General features: G+C 71.1%; 14 protein-coding genes and 1 pseudogene. 6 read left to right on the top strand and 9 right to left on the bottom strand.

What is annotated here, in order from left to right; translation table 11 throughout:
- A pseudogene (locus L0P92_RS05890) lies at positions 1-512 on the bottom strand (hypothetical protein); the annotation flags it as partial.
- Between the two features lie 211 nt (positions 513-723).
- On the opposite strand from L0P92_RS05890, the gene L0P92_RS05885 reads away from it, so the two are divergent.
- The 5 genes from L0P92_RS05885 to L0P92_RS05865 all read left to right on the top strand — a co-directional run bounded on the left by L0P92_RS05885 (position 724) and on the right by L0P92_RS05865 (position 5,526).
- Positions 724-1,116 (top strand): VOC family protein, encoded by a 393-nt coding sequence (locus L0P92_RS05885; protein WP_234761439.1) that lies wholly within the window; start codon positions 724-726, stop codon positions 1,114-1,116.
- Between the two features lie 97 nt (positions 1,117-1,213).
- Positions 1,214-2,227, top strand: coding sequence for a serine hydrolase (locus L0P92_RS05880; protein ID WP_234761438.1), 1,014 nt, complete (start codon positions 1,214-1,216; stop codon positions 2,225-2,227).
- 111 nt (positions 2,228-2,338) lie between these two features.
- Positions 2,339-3,178 carry an endonuclease/exonuclease/phosphatase family protein gene (locus tag L0P92_RS05875; RefSeq protein ID WP_234761437.1) on the top strand — a complete coding sequence of 280 codons (840 nt, stop codon included), beginning with the start codon at positions 2,339-2,341 and terminating at the stop codon, positions 3,176-3,178.
- A 131-nt stretch (positions 3,179-3,309) separates the two neighbouring features.
- Positions 3,310-4,698 carry an FAD-dependent oxidoreductase gene (locus L0P92_RS05870; protein WP_308289627.1) on the top strand — a complete coding sequence of 463 codons (1,389 nt, stop codon included), beginning with the start codon at positions 3,310-3,312 and terminating at the stop codon, positions 4,696-4,698.
- Positions 4,699-4,803: 105 nt separating this feature from the next.
- Positions 4,804-5,526 (top strand): VC0807 family protein, encoded by a 723-nt coding sequence (locus L0P92_RS05865; protein ID WP_234761436.1) that lies wholly within the window; start codon positions 4,804-4,806, stop codon positions 5,524-5,526.
- Between the two features lie 24 nt (positions 5,527-5,550).
- On the opposite strand, the gene L0P92_RS05860 is transcribed toward L0P92_RS05865, so the two are convergent.
- Positions 5,551-6,045, bottom strand: a complete 495-nt coding sequence (locus tag L0P92_RS05860; RefSeq protein ID WP_234761435.1) for a P-loop nucleotide/nucleoside kinase family protein — start codon at positions 6,043-6,045, stop codon at positions 5,551-5,553.
- Complete coding sequence (locus L0P92_RS05855) at positions 6,042-6,827, bottom strand: TioE family transcriptional regulator (RefSeq protein WP_234761434.1); 786 nt, start codon at positions 6,825-6,827, stop codon at positions 6,042-6,044. Before L0P92_RS05855 ends, L0P92_RS05860 begins: the two co-directional genes overlap by 4 nt.
- A gap of 58 nt (positions 6,828-6,885) precedes the next feature.
- Here L0P92_RS05855 and L0P92_RS05850 point away from each other — a divergent pair, with 58 nt between their 5' ends.
- Positions 6,886-8,094 carry an erythromycin esterase family protein gene (locus L0P92_RS05850; RefSeq protein WP_234761433.1) on the top strand — a complete coding sequence of 403 codons (1,209 nt, stop codon included), beginning with the start codon at positions 6,886-6,888 and terminating at the stop codon, positions 8,092-8,094.
- A 44-nt stretch (positions 8,095-8,138) separates the two neighbouring features.
- Here the strand turns inward: L0P92_RS05850 and L0P92_RS05845 are convergent, their stop codons facing one another.
- From L0P92_RS05845 to L0P92_RS05820, 6 genes are all read right to left on the bottom strand, one after another.
- The gene (locus L0P92_RS05845; protein ID WP_234761432.1) at positions 8,139-8,366 is read right to left on the bottom strand and encodes a ferredoxin; all 228 of its coding nucleotides are present in this window, start codon (positions 8,364-8,366) and stop codon (positions 8,139-8,141) included.
- Positions 8,363-9,562: a cytochrome P450 gene (locus L0P92_RS05840; protein ID WP_234761431.1), complete on the bottom strand. Its 1,200-nt coding sequence runs from the start codon at positions 9,560-9,562 to the stop codon at positions 8,363-8,365. The genes L0P92_RS05845 and L0P92_RS05840 overlap by 4 nt, the downstream gene beginning before the upstream one ends.
- A 208-nt stretch (positions 9,563-9,770) precedes the next feature.
- Positions 9,771-10,166 carry a GNAT family N-acetyltransferase gene (locus tag L0P92_RS05835; RefSeq protein WP_234761430.1) on the bottom strand — a complete coding sequence of 132 codons (396 nt, stop codon included), beginning with the start codon at positions 10,164-10,166 and terminating at the stop codon, positions 9,771-9,773.
- 33 nt (positions 10,167-10,199) lie between these two features.
- Positions 10,200-11,315: an ABC transporter substrate-binding protein gene (locus tag L0P92_RS05830; RefSeq protein WP_234761429.1), complete on the bottom strand. Its 1,116-nt coding sequence runs from the start codon at positions 11,313-11,315 to the stop codon at positions 10,200-10,202.
- Positions 11,316-11,746: 431 nt separating this feature from the next.
- On the bottom strand, positions 11,747-12,277 hold the full coding sequence (locus tag L0P92_RS05825) for a hypothetical protein (RefSeq protein WP_234761428.1): 531 nt from the start codon (positions 12,275-12,277) through the stop codon (positions 11,747-11,749).
- Between the two features lie 114 nt (positions 12,278-12,391).
- The gene (locus L0P92_RS05820) at positions 12,392-13,987 is read right to left on the bottom strand and encodes an FAD-binding oxidoreductase (RefSeq protein ID WP_234761427.1); all 1,596 of its coding nucleotides are present in this window, start codon (positions 13,985-13,987) and stop codon (positions 12,392-12,394) included.
- Between the last annotated feature and the right edge of the window lie 35 nt (positions 13,988-14,022).

Raw genomic sequence — 14,022 nt, 5'->3', positions numbered from 1 at the left:
GGGGAGGGGAAGTCGGAGGGCGGGGTGAGGGCGCCCTCCAGCCGGCCCGTGGCCCACTGGTCGGCCGCGTCCTCGTCGGCGAGCACGGCCCGCAGGGTGGACTCGACGTCCTGCTGCGCCGCGTCCGACAGGCGGTGCCCGCCCGCCCGGGCCAGCTCGGCGGCCTGCCGGGACAACGCGGACACGACACTGCGACGCTGCTCGGACAACTCCTTGATCCCGTCGGCGTCCAGTGTCCGATAGGCGTCGCGCAGCGCCCGCCCCAGCTCCAGGAAGTGCCGGCTCTCCTGGGGCCGGGAGCGCAGCAGCAGGTTCGCCGCCCAGGCCGCGAGCGTGGGGCGGCGGGCGGCGTGGATCCGCCGGGCGTCGTCCGCCCGTCCGGACGTCCTGGCCGCGAGGGCCAGCTCCTCGCGACGGGCCACGAAGCCGGGCGGCGGCGTCGTGTAGAGGTCGTCGAGCACGGCCTCCACGTCAAGGGCCGCGCCGGCCCGCCGCCCGTGCTTGCGCTCCATGATCCCCAGACTCCACCGAACCGGACCGCCGCGCATGTCGGGCCGGTACCGGTGCCTCCCGGGGGCGTGGCGGGCGCTTCGTGAGGGTGAAGGACGCACGACCATCCGGGCGCCATCCGCGCGGCGCGCGTCCGGCCCTCGATGCGCGTGGTGTGCCCTGAGATTCCAGGACGGCCAGGACGGCTCACCCCGCGTGAAGGAGACACACGGCATGCTCGGACAATCGCAGGCGTTCAGCGGCTTCTCGGTCGACGACCTCGGCGAGGCCCGCCGCTTCTACGGCGAGACCCTCGGCCTAGACGTGGAGGAGTCCGGGCAGGGCGACATGCGGATGCTGATCATCAAGCTCGGCAGCGGCGCGCAGGTCTTCGTCTACCCCAAGGAGAACCACACCCCGGCGACCTTCACGATCCTCAACTTCCCCGTGGACGACATCGAGGCCGCCGTCGGCGAACTGGGGCGACGCGGCGTGACCCTGGAGCGCTACTCCGGCTTCGACCACGACGAGAAGGGCATCGTCCGGGTCGGCGGCGGCGGCCCCGCGGCGATTGCGTGGTTCACCGACCCGGCGGGGAACGTCCTCTCCGTCCTCCAGGAGAACTGACGGCTCAACACCCGCGCCAGCACGGCGGCACCCTCGCGCGACACGCCTGTTGTGCGAGCAATCACCACCACCGCATCCGAAATGCCATATTTTGTGATTGCTCGCCGAATTTCTCCACAGGAACATCGAGGCCCGCCCCGCCATGTTCGACGGACAGAACCGGACGCACACGGCGCGCGGCCCGCGCGCACCCTCGCTACGGGGCTGCGCCGCCTCCTGCGTCGCCACCGCGGTCGTGGTGTCACTCGCCGCCTGTGCCGCCGTAGGTACGGGCCACGAGACGCGGACGCCCCTGCCCCGGGCCGGTGCCCCGGCCCTCGGGCCGGCGGCGCCGCGCGAGAAGCGGGGCGTGACTCTCTCGCGGGCGCTCGGACCGGTCCTGCCGCGCGGGGACACGCGGCTGGCCGTGGCGGTGCTCGACCTCGACAGCGCCGACCAGGAGATCGCGTCGTACGGAAAGGGCGCGACGTTCGAGACGGCGAGCATCATCAAGGTGGGCATCCTCGCGACGCTGCTGCTCCAGGCGCAGGACGAGGGCCGGGAGCTGACCGACGACGAGCGCCAGTACGCCGTGGCGATGATCCGGACGAGCGACAACTACGCGGCGGACGTCCTGTGGCGCACGATCGGCGCGGCCGACGGCCTGGGCGCGGCGAACGAACGGCTGGGGCTCACCTCCACACGGGGTGGCCCCGGCATCAGATGGGGCCTCACCCGGACCACGGCCATGGACCAGGTCAGGCTGCTGCGCGCGGTCTTCGCGCACGGCCCGGCCGGCTCCGCCCGCCCGCCCGAAGGGCTGAACCAGGCGTCCCGCGCCTTCATCGGGGACCTGATGGGCTCGATCACCGAGGAACAGGACTGGGGAGTGTCCGCGGCCGGCTCCCGCGGCTCCCGCTGGGCACTCAAGAACGGCTGGCTGCAACGGAGCACGACCGGCCTCTGGATCATCAACAGCGTCGGCCAGGTCACGGTGCACGGCCACCGCTATCTGGTCTCCGTCCTCAGCGGCGGCAACAGATCGATGGAAGCCGGCATCGCGCTGGTCGAGCGGGCGGCCAGAGCGGCCGTCGGCGCGGCCAGCGCACATGCCAGACCCTGGCCGCAGTGACGCCCGCGGGCGGCAACGCGTACCTGAGCCAGGCCGAACTCCCTCGGCCGGGCAGGTGGGTTATCGTCGCTTCAGGATGGGGGACGGGACAGAGCCCACATCGAGGAGGCGATGGTGCTCGGACGGGGCGCTTGGTTGATCGTGGGTGCCGTGATCGCGGCCTTCATGCTGCTCGTCGGCCCCAGCGCGCCCCTCGGTGCCCCCTCCGCCGGATCGCGGCCCGTCGAGGCCGTCCGGGACGTCGTACCGAACCGGGTCATGACGTGGAACATCTGCAACCCGTGCGAGGTCAGCAACGTCGACCGGGCGGCGGACATCGCCGCGTACGCGCCGCAGGTCATCGGCATGCAGGAAGCGTGTGTGCGGGACGTCGAGATGATCCGGGACTATCTGGAGAACCTTCACGGGCTGGTCTACCACGTCAAGTACGGGACGGTTCTTCAGAGTTGGGGCCGCTGCGGGGGAGTGCCGTGGAATCCGGGGGGCTTCGGTCAGGCGATCCTCTCGGCGGCGCCGATGACGGACCGGGTCAGCGTGGAGTACCCCGACGGCGGATCCGAGGACCGCGGGTACATGGCGGTCACCACCACGGTGGGCGGCCGGTCCGTCCGGGTCTTCAACACGCACCTCGCCCATCGACGTCAAGAGGAGTTCCGGGCAAGCCAGGTCGGCGTGCTCGCCAAGCAGGTCGCCCGGTACGACCGCGCGATCGTGCTCGGCGACTTCAACGCCGTGCCGGACGCCCCCGAGCTGTCCAAGATGTGGGCACTGGCCACGGACATCGACCCTGAGTGCCGTCCCGCGCGGATCGGCGACTGCGAGACGACCACCGACTGGCACAGCAAGTTCGACTACGTCTTCCTGCGAGGCATCGCCCCGCTGAAGCACCGCGTGCAGGCGAGCGCGTACTCCGACCACCACATGCTGCGGGCCGACGTGGACCCGCGCTGATACGAGGTGGCGCAAAACGGCTGTAACGCGGTCAACCCGTGCCGCGGTCCGGAATACTGGTGGCTTCTCGCGACGTGGCGATTCAGGGGAGCGGCTCGGTGAACTCTGCCGGAAAAACGGGTGGTTGGGGCGTGGGGCACGACGGCGGGCGGCACGCGGTCGTGGTCGGCGGGAGTCTGGCGGGAATGCTCGCGGCGCACGTCCTGGCCGGGCACGCCGACCGGGTGACCGTGGTGGAGCGCGACCGGTTCCCGGACGGCACGGGGGCACGGCCCGGCGTACCGCAGGGCCGGCATCCGCATGTCCTGCTGGAGGGCGGGCAGGTGGCCATGGAATCGCTGCTGCCGGGCTTCCTGGCGGAGCTGCGCGCGGCGGGAGCGCCGCACGTCGGACTGCCGTCGGACCTGGTGCTCTGGCAGAACGGCCGCTGGTTCCGCCGGCTGCCCGCGACGACACACATCTACACCGGCTCCCGCGCACAGCTGGAGGAGCTCGTACGGCGTCGGGTCCTGGCCAACCCGGTGATCAGTACGGTGCAGGGGACCGAGGTCGTAGGGCTCCTCGGCGACGCCTCGCGCGTGCGGGGCGTGGTCCTGCGGGACCGCTCCGGCGACGCCCGCGGGGAGCAGCGGAGCTTGGAGGCCGACCTGGTCGTCGACGCTTCCGGCAGCGGCACGAAGGCTCCGCAGTGGCTCCGGGCGATGGGGGCCGGGGCCCCGCACGAGGAGACCATCGACACCGGACTGGCGTACGCCTCGCGGGTCTACCGGGGCCGCGACGGCGTCCTCGGCGGCGACACCGCCGGCTACTACGTCTACCCGAGCCCCGACCAGGTGCACGCGGGCGGCGCGCTGCCGCTGGAGGACGGCAGCCACATCGTCATCGTCTCCGGGCTGCGCGGTGACGAACCGCCCACGGGCGACGACGAGTTCGTGACGTACGCCAAGAGGCTGCCGCACCCGCTGCTGCACCGCTGGCTGGACGAGGCCGAACCGCTCTCACCGGCGTTCGGCTACCGGCGTACCGCCAACGTCCGCCGCCGCTACGACCTGCCCGGCAGCTGCCCGGCCGGATTCCTCGCCAGCGGTGACGCCCTGTGCACCTTCAACCCGATCTACGGGCAGGGCATGGCCGTCGCCGCGATGAGCGCGGTCGCGCTGCGCGACGCACTGGCCGATCCACGCCGGACGCCCACGACGCGGCGCGTGCAGCGGGCGGTCCTCGCCGCGTCCCGGCAGGCGTGGGACATCTCCGCCGGGGCGGACCGCAAGATGCCGGGCGCGGTCGGCAACGCGGTCGACGGCGGACCCGCGGACCGCGCGGCCGACTGGTACCTCCAGCGCGTGCAGGACTGTGCCCCCGGCAACCCGGTCGTGGGGCGCGCCTTCCGCTCCGTACTGACCCTCTCCGCCCCCGTCACCGCCCTCTTCGCCCCGCCCGTCGCCCGAGCCGTCCTCTTCCACCCACCGGCCACGACCCCCGCCGAGCCACCGGCGACCCCCGAGACACCGGGGGCCTGAGCGGCGGTCTAACACCGCACGGTGGTGCGGTGCTGACATTTGTCATGCCGAGGGCCGGACGATCGTTTCTACCGAGGACGAGGCGGTGGCCACGAAGCTGGGCGCATGACGACGAACACGGGGATCACGGGGATCACGAGGGCCGGCAAGACGAGCGCAACCAACGGCCGGGGCGTGCTACGGAACTTCGCGCCGCTGCTCATCGATGTCGCGGTGCCCCTCGGGGCGTACTACCTCCTGAAGAACGGCTTCGGGACGAGCACCGTGATGGCGCTCGCCCTGAGCAGTGTCGTGCCGGCCGCGCGGACCGGGTGGGGTGTGCTGAAGTCACGTGAGGTCAACGGTCTTGCGGCCCTGATCCTCCTCGTGAACGTGGTGTCCCTGCTGCTCGGCTTCGTGGCGGGCGACGCGCGACTGATGATCGCCAAGGACAGCGCGGTCAGCAGCACGATCGGGATCGGGATCATCGTCTCCGTGGTGCTCGGCAAGCCGATGATGACGGCCGGTATGAAGCCGTGGGTGGTGAAGGGGGACCCGGGCCGGGAGGCCGCCTGGGCGCGACTGCACGCCGGTTCGGCGCGATTTCGGCGGGCCGAGCGGGTGTTCTCGCTGGTGTGGGGTGTCGTACTGCTCACGGAGTGCGTGGCGCGGGTCGTGGGGGCGTACACGCTGCCGGTGGACACCATGGTGTGGGTCGGCAATGTGATCATGGTTGTCGCCTTGGGGCTGGGTTTCCTGGTCGGCGGTGCGCTGGGCGCCGCTCCGATGGCGGCGATGGTCGTCGCGGAGACGAAGGCGAAGGCGGATGCGGTGCTCGAGCAGGGCTGACGGGCAAGGCTGAACGCCGTCCGGTCACCCGCGTCGACCGGGCGGCGGTGCGTCGTAGAGGCGGAGTTCTTCGTCGCTGGGGGCCTCGAAGAGCTTCACGTAGCCTTCGAGCATCTCGCGGGTGACCGGGGCCGTGCCGCTCCCGCCGGTCGCGGTACGGGCTTCGAGACGGCGGCACAGCTCATCGAACGGCGCCGAGAGGTGGTGCAGCTCCACGGGAACGCCGAGGACACGTGCGCCGAGACGCTTCTCGTCCCGCTCGGAACGGGCCCAGAAGCCGAACTCCAGGATCACGGCCTGTCCGAGCTTCAACAGCTCCTGAGTGTGCTGCCAGAACCGCCGCTCAAGTCGGTCCCGCGTGCCCTCGTCGAACAGGTCGACACCGAGGTCCGCCATCCACTCGTCCGGACACAGTCGCACCGCGGGCACGGCGCCGGCCAGACGTTTGGCCAGCGTGGTCTTCCCGGAGCCGGGAAGCCCGCACAGCAGGATCAGCCTCGGTCGAGGGGTCGCGTTCACCGAGTGCCTCCAGGCGCCTCACGATCGTCACTTCTGACCCGCTCGCGAAGGTACGCCTCCAGCTCCGCGGCCCCGGTGAGCATGGCACGTCCGCGTGTGGACAGCCGGCCGTGCCAGTCGCGCAGTGCGGCCTCCAGTGGCTCCAGGCCGCCGGCCGCCCGTACTTGGGCGATCAGCGGAGCGATCTGCTCCAGGAGGTAGCCGCCGCGCCTGAGTTGGTGGGACAGGCGGGCGTCCCGTACGGCGTCCTCGTCGTAGACCCGGTAACCGGTCAGCGGGTCGCGGCGCGGGTGCACCAGTCCGGCGCGCTCCCATTTGCGTAGCGTCGCGGGCCGGATTCCGAGCTGGTCCGCCAACGGACCGATGAACGTGCCGCCGGGCTCGGACGTGGGGCCGGGCTTGGATCCGGGGCCGGGTTCGGACGATGCGGCGGACTCCAGGTCGCGCAGGGCGCTTTCCACGGCTTGGAGGGTCCGTCGGTCGGCGAGGAGTTGGGCGTGGCTCTCGTCGATGAGACGGAAGGCCTCGTCGGGCGCGTCCTGGTTCACCGCCCGCATGATCGACGTTGCCGTCGGATGGCCGTGGCCCGGCAGCAGGGCGAGGAACGCGCACAGGGCAGCGGCGTGCAGCGAGGTGTAGGTGCGGTAGCCGTGGGCTGTGCGATCGGCGGTCGGAAGGATGCCGGCCTCCTCGTAGTTCCTGACCGCCTGTGTGGACAGACCGTGCCGACGGGCCAGGTCAACCGGCCTCAGCCGATTCCCGTTTTGAAGGTTTCGCCCCATGGAACTGACGATATCGCGAGAAAGTTTCAATCGAAGGTTCAACGATACCGTTGAAGCCATGGCTACCGACATCAAGGACACCGCCCATGCCGTCGAGGCTGCCACCCTCATGAAGCTGCTCCCGGCGGCCCGGCCTCGGCTGCTCGCCCTGGGCGAGCCCACCCATGGGGAGGACACCCTGCTCGACCTGCGGAACGAGCTCTTCCGGCAGCTCGTCGAGCAGGAGGGCTACCGGACGATCGCGATCGAGAGCGACTGTCTGATGGGCCTGGTCGTGGACGACTACGTCACCTCGGGCACGGGCACGCTCGACGAGGTCATGGAGCGCGGATTCAGCCACGGTTGGGGCGCCTCGGCGGCCAACCGCGAGCTCGTGCGCTGGATGCGTGCCCACAACGACGGACGGCCCGCCTCCGAGCGGCTGCGCTTCGCCGGGTTCGACGGCCCGCTGGAGATCACCGCCGCCGCGAGCCCCCGCCAGGCCCTCACCGCACTGCACGGCTACCTCTCGACCTGGGTGGACGCGGACCTGCTCCCGTGCACCGGGGAAGCACTCGACCGACTGCTCGGCGCCGACGACCGGTGGACCGACCCCGCCGCGATGACGGAGCCGGCACGGTCCGTGGGGAGGTCGGCCGAGGCAGCTCAACTGCGGCTGCTCGCCGATGACTTGGTGGCGCTGCTCGAATCGCAGATGCCGCACTTGACCGAGGTGTCCTCGGCGGACGAGTGGGACCGGGCGCGGCTGTACGGGAGTACCGCGACCGGCCTCCTGCGCTACCACCACTGGATGGCCGACACCTCGCCGGCTCGTATGACCCGGCTGTGCGCGCAGCGGGACGTGATGATGGCCCAGAACCTCATCGCCCTCGCCGAACGGGGCCGGACCTTCGTCCACGCCCACAACTCCCATCTGCAGCGGCCGAAGAGTTCGATGCGGATGTGGGAGGGGCGGGTGGAGTGGTGGGGCGCAGGTGCGCTGGTGAGCGCCGAACTCGGCGAGGAGTACGCCTTCGTCGCCACGGCCCTAGGCACCATCCCGCACCAAGGAGTGGACACACCGCCGCCGGACACTGTCGAAGGACTCCTGTACGCGCTTCCGGAGGACCGCAGCCTCGTCGATCCCAAGCGACTGACCACCACCACCCTTGGTGGCACGCCGCCCGCGCCCCGCTTGTCCCCGTGGTTCGGCTACGCCCCTCTAGACCCCGCCCACCTGACGGCGTGTGACGGCGTCGTGTTCGTGAAGGACGTCCCGCAGAGCTAGGGCACCTTCGGGCCGGACCGGACCGGTCTGTCGCCAATGCGTAGCTACGAGCTGCTGGAATCCGATTCCGTCTCGTGGAGCGTGATCGCCCCGGAGGGACAGGCCCCGGCGGCCATCCGTGCGGCCGTGCGCCGGGCGGTGGGCGGCTCGGCGTGCAGCAGGAGTACGCGGCCGTCCTCGGGATCCTGGTCGAAGACCTCGGGGGCGGTCAGCGCGCACATCCCGGCGCCGATGCAGAGCTCACGGTCCACGCGCAGGAACGCCGTCGTCATGACCGCTCCTCGTCCCAGGTGACGGGGAGACTCTTGACCCCGTAGATGTCCGCGGTCTCCGGGCGCAGGCCGACCTCTTCGGCCGGTACCGCCAGACGCAGCGTGGGGAAGCGGTCGACCAGCGCGCGGAACGCGACCCGCATCTCGACACGGGCCAGTTGCTGACCCAGGCACTGGTGGATGCCGTGGCTGAAGGCCAGGTGCCCGTCGGACTGCCTGCGGAGGTCGAGGACATGGGGGTCGGAGAAGCGCTCGGGGTCGCGGTTGGCGGTGTTGTACGACAGGACGACCGTCGTGCCCGCCTCGATGGTCTGGCCGCCCACCTCGACGTCCTCGAGCGCCGTCCGCATGAACGTCTTGGCGACGCTCAGATACCGCAACAGCTCCTCCACGGCGCCGTCGGTGAGCGCGGGATCGGCACGCAGCGCGGCCAGTTGCTCCGGGTGCCGCAGCAGCGCGAACGTGCCGAGGGACAGCATGTTCGCGGTGGTGTCGAACCCGGCCGCCAGCAGGATCAGGCTGATCCCCTTCAGCTCCTCGTCGGTCAGATCGGTGTCGGTGAGTTCGCTGAGCACGTCGTCGGTGGGCTTGGCGCGCTTGGCGGCCACCAGCTCCGCGAGGTACTCCTGGGTCGCGGTGTAGGCCGCTATCAGCTCCTCGTCGCTCGTCTCCCCGCCCATGAACGTGTCGATCTGCTCCTGGAAAGAGCCGCGGTCCTCGTAAGGCACCCCGAGGATCTCGCAGATCACGATGGTGGGGATGGGCTTGGCGAACGCGGTCACCAGGTCCGCCGGCGGCCCGGTCTCCGCCATGGCGTCGAGACAGTCGGCGGTGATCTGCTCGATGCGCTCGGTGAGCAGTCGCATGCGCCGTACGGTGAACCGGCCCATCAGCGGCTTCCGGTAGCGCCGGTGCTGTGGATCGTCCATGAGCAGGAACTCGCCGGGCGGCGCCGGTGGAAGCTCGAAGTCGACGACGTTCATGAGCTCCTTGCGTGAGCTGAACCGCGGGTCGGCCAGGATCGACCTCACGAGGTCGTATCCGGTGATCAGCCAGCCGGGTTTGCCACCGGGGTGGGTGTAGCGGCTGATGGGGCCGTGCCTGCGGGCGTCGAGCAGTTCCGCCGGCGGGTCGAAGGGGCAGCCGGGCCGACGAGCCGTCGGCATGGTCGTGACGGTGTGGACGGATTCACCCATGGCCGTTCCTCATCTTCATCTCGCGATATGACGTGTTCGAAGCTGCTCGAAAGCTACGTTGCGTTCATGGTTGCGTCAATCGAGTGAAGGGAGTAACTGCAGGTGGATGGGCGGAAATTGATGCAATGACGCTGCGAGCGAATGCAATGCTGCATTGCAATGAGCGAAGGCGAAGGCAATACGGTGATGACCAGCGGGTCAGCGGGTGTCACAGGGCGATCAGCCCGGCCGCCGTCTCCCTGAACCCGCAGGCATCGAAATGGAACGAACGCAGCTGCTCCTCGAAGTCCACATGGAGCCATTGGCACTTCGCGGCACGGGCTTCTCCGGCCGCGGTTGCGACGAGCGCGGCTCCGACCCCTCTCGACCGGCAGTCCCGCGCGACCACGGTGTCCAGGATGAAGGCATGGACTCCGCCGTCCCACGCCACGTTGACGAAGCCGATCAGACGGCCGTCCTCCCGGGCGCAGACCCAGCCGAGGCTGTGCCGCTCGAGCCGTGCGCGCCAGTCGGTCCGCGCGACCGGGTGGCCGAAGCCGTCGGCGTGGAGCGCGTTGAGGGCGGCGTTGTCGAAGTCGCCGCGCCACTCGTACCTGGCCGTCACTCTCGGGCCTGCCTTGCCACGTCGTACGCCCTCTCAGCCTGTGTGAAGGACCCGGAATCGCTCGGGTTCCGCCGGGTCCCGGTCGACGACCTGGACCGGTGGCCAGGCCCATTGCCACACGCTGATGCCCGGCGTGCGGGAGAACCGGATCTGCCCGCGGGTGCCCTCGACGGTGACACGCGGCCAGGATTCGGCGATGCGCGCCCGGTCCGTGCCCTGCGAACGCAGTACGTCGGCGAGGACGGTGACCGTGTCGTAGCCCTCGTAGGCGACGAAGGAGGGCGCTTGCGTCAGCCGCTCGCGCAGGGCCGTCTCGACTCGGGCGCCGAGTGGGGTGAGGCGCTCGGGCAGATAGCGCAGGAACGGGATCCCGGTGCCGTCCTCGCCCAGCGACGTCGCCCATTCCGCGAACTCCGGTTGCCCGGCCGGAGCGCCGATCACGATCTCGGCGAGGCGCTGGTCGCCTCGGACGGACTTGACGATCGGCACGGCCGGCTCGGGGTGGCCGACCAGGAGAAGCAGGGCTGTCGCGCGGTTGTCGACGAGTGCGTCGCACAGGGCCGTGGGGGAGAGCGAGCGCATGTCGAGTTCGATGACGGTGGCGCCGTGTGGAGCGAGATGGTCCCGCAGAATGCGCGTCCCGGACGCCCAGTAGACACTCGGTTGAGTCGCTACGGCGATGCGACTGTGACCCGCGGCGAGGAGGAAGTCCGCGTAGATCCGCCAGCCGCGCGACTGCGGCGGGGAGAGCCGCGCGACCCAGTCCGTCTGCCGTTCGGGCGTGAGGGTGTCCAGCACCGAGGACGAGCACAGATACGGCAGACCGAGGGCGTCCGCCCTGGTGGCGGCGGCGCGAGCGACGACACTGTGATACTCACCGGCCAAGGCGGCCACGCCCAGTTGAGCCAACTCGTCCACGGCCGCAGCGGCCTTCTGTGGATCGGCGGCGGTGTCGCGGACCACCAGTTCCAGTGGTCGTCCACCGACGCCGCCCGCGTCATTGACCTCGCCCACGGCCAGTTCGAGCCCGGCGAGAAGGTGTTGGCCCGCCTCGACCCAGCCCGGCCGGGTCAGCGGAACGAGGGTACCGATACGGACGGACGCACCGTCAGCTCGCTTCTCTTCCACCGGCGTTGACCGCGTAGTCATGCGTGGGCCTCTCCTGTGTGATGCCGCCGTGGCGAGGGTGCCTGGGCGATCATGCCGGTCATTGCATCCACCACGATCGCTGCCAGGCAAGCGAATAACGCGGCGCGGCTGGTTGCCGGTCCGGCCGCCGACCGGTCACCCGTGTTGGTTGTCCGGGGGAGTCGTGTAACTCATTTCTGGCGAGGCGCCCCCGGCGAGCGCCTCGACGGCCCCGGGACCGGGATCGGTACCGTGCTGGGCGAGGTGGCCACACACGACCGCCACGACGGCGCGACGCACCGCCGCGATCCTCAGCCACGCGCGCGTATGGACGCCCAGGGCCTGTCCGGCGGATCAGGTCGGCTGAAAGTAAGCGGTTCGGACCGGCCAAGGAGCGGGGTCAGATGCGCGTGCCAGGGCCCGCGACGCCGGCATGATCCGTCGGACAGACCCTAGTGCCCCTCATGGTGTGTCGAGGCCTCCGCGACCTTCTTCAGTGCCGACGTCGTGGCCGGGTCGCCGACCTTGGCGGGTTGGTCGTGCCTGCCGGGTTCCGGGTGGTCGTGGTGGAAGTGGGAGGGGGCCAGCCTGGCACCGGGGCCTTCGGGCTCCGGCAGGGCGTCGGCGGTTCCGGCACGGGCGTCGCCGGAGCGGACCGCCGTAGGGCGCCCGCTGTCCTGGGCCATGTCGTCCCCGGCCTTCCCCTCTTCCTCGCCCTGCTGCGGGCGCGGCTGGGTCAGCCAGGCGACGGCCGCGCCGGTGAGGGCCAGGGGCCACTCCACCACGCCGGCCACACCGAGCACCCCGGCTCCGGTGTACACCGCGATCCGCCGACCGCGCGGCGAGAGCGCTCCGATCCGATCCAGCGCCCCGTCGGCGACCCTGCCCACCTGCCCCGCTCCGGGCAGGCGGCGCAGCCCGGAGCCGAGCATCCGCAACGGCTGAGGAAGATCCGAGGAACGCGTCGTCCTGACCTGACTCACTGCCCACTCCCTCCGCGCGTCGTCAACGACCCCGTGCGTCATCGACTCCCGTCCGGGTTTCCCCAGTCACGCGACATATGCGGCATTCAAGGCGTGGGCGTGCGCGTGGGGTGGCTACGGCAGCAGTACCCCGGGATTGAGAACCCCGGCCGGGTCGAGGGCGGACTTGGCGGCGGTGAGGGCGGCGGCGAAGGGGGCGGGGCGCTGGCGGTCGTACCAGGGCCGGTGGTCGCGGCCGACCGCGTGGTGATGGGTGATCGTGCCGCCGTTCGCCACGATCGCCTCGGACACCGCGGCCTTGATCAGGTCCCACTGGCCGACGATGTCGCCCCAGCGACCGGGCGCGTACACGCTGAAGTACGGTGCCGGGCCGTCCGGGTAGACGTGGGTGAACCGGCACGCGACCACCCCGCTCCCGGCGACCTCGTCGACGGCCCGTCGCGCCGCCTCGGTGACCGCCTGGTGCAGTGCGTCGAACCTGTCCCAGGTGCAGGCCGTCTCGAAGGTCTCGGCGATCACCGAGTGACGAGCCAGCGCGTCCCGCTGGTACGGCATCCGCAGGAACGACGAACGCCATGTCTCGGCGGTGGAGCCACCTCGCGCGTCGCCGTCCGACTCCCCAGCGGAGTCGCCGGCGTCGGCGGAGGGCTCGCCGCCGTGGTCCCGGCACAGTTCCACCGCGCGCTCCAGGCTCGCCCGCACCGGATGGTCCGCCGACTCGAAGCCGAGGACGAGGACCCCGCCGCCGACGCTCACCCCCGTGTTGATCAGCGCCTCGGTCGCGTCGAGCAGACGGCAGTTCGCCGGGTTCAGTCCGCTCTGCGCGACGGCCCGGGTGGCCGCCACCGCCGACCCGTAGTCGCTGAACCGCACGGCCGTTCCGGCGCGCCGACGTGGACGCTCCCGCAGCCGCATCCATGCCTCGGTGATGATCCCCAGCGTTCCCTCGCTGCCCAGGAAGAGCCGGTCGGGCGACGGTCCGGCGCCCGAGCCCGGCAGCCGGCGCGACTCGCTGACGCCGACGGGCGTCACGACGCGCATCGATTCGAGCAGGTCGTCGATGTGCGTGTAGAGCGTCGCGTAGTGCCCGCCCGCCCGGGTGGCGAGCCAGCCGCCCAGCGTGGAGAACTCGAAGGACTGCGGGAAGTGGCGCAGCGTCAGGCCGTGCGGCCTCAGCTGGCCCTCCAGGTGCGGGCCGTACACGCCCGCCTGGATGCGCGCGGCCCGGCTGGTGGTGTCGATCTCCAGGACCCTGTTCAGGCGCTCGAGGTCGATGGTGACCACGGCGGGGTGGTCGTCGCACCGCGCCTCCACACCGCCGACCACCGAACTCCCACCGCCGAACGGGATCACCGCGATGCCCTCACCCGCGCACCAGTCGAGCAGGTCGGTCACGTCACGCTCGTCGCGGGGCCGCGCGACCAGGTCTGGTACGTGGCGCAGGTCCCCCTGCAGATTGCGCACCACGTCCCGGAACGCCTTGCCGTGTGCGTGCGCGGCCCGGTCGGCCGGGTCGACGGAACACAGGTCGGCGAGCGAGGCCGGGGGTGTGGCCCGCGGACGGGGCAGATCGAGCGAGGCGATGCCCGGCGGCTCGTGATCCGTCAGCTCGCCCGGCATCACCGCCCGCACCCGCCCCAGCAACGCGTCCAGCTCCGCACCGCCCACCGCGTCCTCGACGTTGCCCCAGCCCCACCACGATCGCGTCATGCCGCCCGCTCTCCTTGCCGTCCGTCGGGGTCGCA

Source organism: Streptomyces muensis (assembly GCF_021474425.1).
GTDB lineage: Bacteria > Actinomycetota > Actinomycetes > Streptomycetales > Streptomycetaceae > Streptomyces > Streptomyces muensis.
Note: the sequence above shows the minus strand (reverse complement) of the source record. Positions and strands in the feature narration are given on the sequence as shown.

Bases quoted from the DNA above. Each gene is read 5' to 3' on its own strand.
- L0P92_RS05885 (WP_234761439.1), top strand. From the start codon at position 724: ATGCTCGGACAATCGCAGGCGTTCAGCGGCTTCTCGGTCGACGACCTC.
- L0P92_RS05875 (WP_234761437.1), top strand. From the start codon at position 2,339: ATGGTGCTCGGACGGGGCGCTTGGTTGATCGTGGGTGCCGTGATCGCG.
- L0P92_RS05865 (WP_234761436.1), top strand. From the start codon at position 4,804: ATGACGACGAACACGGGGATCACGGGGATCACGAGGGCCGGCAAGACG.
- L0P92_RS05855 (WP_234761434.1), bottom strand. From the start codon at position 6,827: ATGGGGCGAAACCTTCAAAACGGGAATCGGCTGAGGCCGGTTGACCTG.
- L0P92_RS05850 (WP_234761433.1), top strand. From the start codon at position 6,886: ATGGCTACCGACATCAAGGACACCGCCCATGCCGTCGAGGCTGCCACC.
- L0P92_RS05845 (WP_234761432.1), bottom strand. From the start codon at position 8,366: ATGACGACGGCGTTCCTGCGCGTGGACCGTGAGCTCTGCATCGGCGCC.
- L0P92_RS05840 (WP_234761431.1), bottom strand. From the start codon at position 9,562: ATGGGTGAATCCGTCCACACCGTCACGACCATGCCGACGGCTCGTCGG.
- L0P92_RS05830 (WP_234761429.1), bottom strand. From the start codon at position 11,315: ATGACTACGCGGTCAACGCCGGTGGAAGAGAAGCGAGCTGACGGTGCG.
- L0P92_RS05820 (WP_234761427.1), bottom strand. From the start codon at position 13,987: ATGACGCGATCGTGGTGGGGCTGGGGCAACGTCGAGGACGCGGTGGGC.